Source organism: Anaerolinea thermolimosa, assembly GCF_001050195.2.
Lineage (GTDB): Bacteria > Chloroflexota > Anaerolineae > Anaerolineales > Anaerolineaceae > Anaerolinea > Anaerolinea thermolimosa.
The window spans coordinates 1050504-1052863 of record NZ_DF967965.1 but is presented as its reverse complement, the minus strand read 5'-3'; the positions used below and the strand labels follow the sequence as shown (position 1 = coordinate 1052863).

Below are 2360 nucleotides of genomic sequence, written 5' to 3'. Positions count from 1 at the left end.
CATAGCGCAAATAGATTCCTTCCAGGCATGCTTGATCCTCTGGACGCCGGGAATGGATCATGGCTTTGAGACAAGCCAGGTCCTCTAACGCTCGTTCAGGGGACACTTGAATGGCTTGCAGCGAATGATCCTGGCCTTCCCGGATGATGGCTGAGAGTTCTTCTACCAGGTCTTCTGTGTTTCTTCCAACGTGGCTCTTGCATACCTGTTGGGAACGTCCCGTCTCATCACTCACCTTCTTGAAGGCATCCGCGTCATCGCTCACCACCACCTCCGCATCCACCGCATTCAGAATGGGCTCAAGCCATGCCTTCAACTGTTCTGCGTCCTCCCCGGGTAATTCATCGATACTCAATACCATCCCATTGATTGCGTCGACGGCGATGCCTACCGTTACCCACCGCCCATGGCATCGCACGCTGGTCACATCTGCCCCAACTGCTTTGGCCCTGTACCCTTCCAACTGCTTCCCTTGTCTCATGCCCGGTACCCGCCTGGCTGCTTCCTGAACTGCCCGATAGACACTCGTTTTGCCTATCCCTATCCCAAGACTACCTAGCACGATTTCCACCGCCCCGTAGCTCAACCCTAACAGGTACATCATCACCGCCATGCCATTCACCCGCTTTGAGATTTGCTTGTGATCCACTCCCCTGGGGTATACCCTGAAAACATGCCCACAACTCATGCACTCATACCGCCAGGCAGTCACTTGTCGATGCTCCGTATCCACGATCTTTTTGCTCACTTCCTGCCGGGGGATAAACCTCACTCCCGGACATCCTTTCCGCGCGCAACACTTCGGATATTCATATTGCCCCGGTTCAACTTTTGGTAAAATGAGGTTCAGGCGCATTCCAGGTGTGCCTCTCTGTTCGTCGGATGTGGGGTGGCTTGCTAACTACTCCTCATCCATTTAACCACCTTTTTACCAGCTTTGGAACGATCACGTTTCGAGCCCTTCCAGTTGTAGGGTGATATACTGATATACTTGTACAGGTGTGGTCGCTGGGCAGAGAAGCACGGTCTTCAAAGTGAATCCATGCCAAAGGGATAGGTAAAAGCACCTCCACTTTGCGGCTGGCAGGCTCGGAGCTAATCTTCAATGCGTACAAGGCGGATTAAAGTACAGCAAGAGTCTCTGCCAGGTTGCAGAGTATGCCCCACAACCATGGGCAGCCTTATTTCTGGAGGACTCTTCGATTTCGATATGGGTGGGAATACCCTTATGCTCTGCCATCAGGAGGCAGACCACCTCATTCCTTATACAACCTGCTAACCGCTATTAGTAGTGGGTGAACTCTACTTGGAAATCTGGTCTTTGTGTTCAGGTTCATCGGAGATGAATATCATCGGTACTGGCTGGCAGAATCGGAGTACCTACCAGCACCAGTAGGAACACCCCGTCACGCCGTTCAGCCAACACAGGGGCATTATTATTTGCACATTTGCATCTGATTCAGAAAAGAACCTTGGAGAGGAAGTCGTTGAGCTATATAAAGTCAAAAAAGTTCCATTTGATGGTAGCTTTCAGGCTGTGGTAAGTATATAATATAACTGGTCTGACTGGTCAGCTTTGGAGGTGCACAATGAATCTCTGGCAGTTACAGGAAGCCAAGGCTCGCTTTAGCGAACTGGTTGAACGAACCCTGCGCAACGGTGCGCAGATCGTCACCCGACGCGGGAGGAAGGTCGTCGTGGTGCTGTCTTACGAGGAATATCGTCGCCTGACGACCCCCCAGCGCAACCTGGCGCAATTCCTGCTCCAATCGCCGCTGGCGGGCTCAGAGCTCCAAATTGAGCGCGATCAAAGCCTGCCGCGCGAGGTGGATTTACAGCCATGACCTATCTGCTGGATACCTGCGTCATTTCGGAGTTTACCCGCCGTCAACCGAACGAGCAAGTGGTGCGCTGGTTGTCCGAAACCGATGAAGACACCCTTTATCTGAGCGTCCTTTCGATTGGGGAGATTCGGCACGGCATTGAACGGCTGGATGAATCGCCGCGCAAAGAAGCGCTGCGCTACTGGCTGGAAAACGATCTGATCCTGCGCTTCGACAGGCGTATTCTGCCGCTGGACATCCGCATTCTTCTGATATGGGGGGAGCTGGTTGGAAGGTTGGAGCGTCAGGGCAGAAAAGTCCCGGCTGTAGATGGGCTGATTGCTGCCACAGCACTGGCTCATGACCTGGTGATCGTCACCCGCAACACAGCGGATTTTACGCCTGCCGGTGTCCGGTTGCTCAATCCGTGGGAGGAAGGATGAACCCCATAGATGACTTCCTTGCCACCCTTACCAGCCCGCGCACGGTGACACGCTACCAAGCGGTACTGGACGAATTCACTGCGTGGTACGCCCA

3 protein-coding genes are annotated in these 2360 nt (G+C 53.5%); 2 read left to right on the top strand and 1 reads right to left on the bottom strand.

Features of this window, described 5'->3' with window-relative positions:
- A partial coding sequence (locus ATHL_RS04780; protein WP_162787581.1) for a hypothetical protein occupies positions 1-649 on the bottom strand: 649 nt, incomplete at its 3' end.
- Between the two features lie 940 nt (positions 650-1589).
- Between ATHL_RS04780 and ATHL_RS04775 the strand changes: the two genes are divergently transcribed.
- Positions 1590-1844: a type II toxin-antitoxin system Phd/YefM family antitoxin gene (locus tag ATHL_RS04775; RefSeq protein ID WP_062190328.1), complete on the top strand. Its 255-nt coding sequence runs from the start codon at positions 1590-1592 to the stop codon at positions 1842-1844.
- A complete protein-coding gene (locus ATHL_RS04770; protein ID WP_062190326.1) occupies positions 1841-2266 on the top strand; it encodes a type II toxin-antitoxin system VapC family toxin in 426 nt (141 codons plus the stop codon). Before ATHL_RS04775 ends, ATHL_RS04770 begins: the two co-directional genes overlap by 4 nt.
- The last annotated feature ends 94 nt before the right edge of the window (positions 2267-2360 follow it).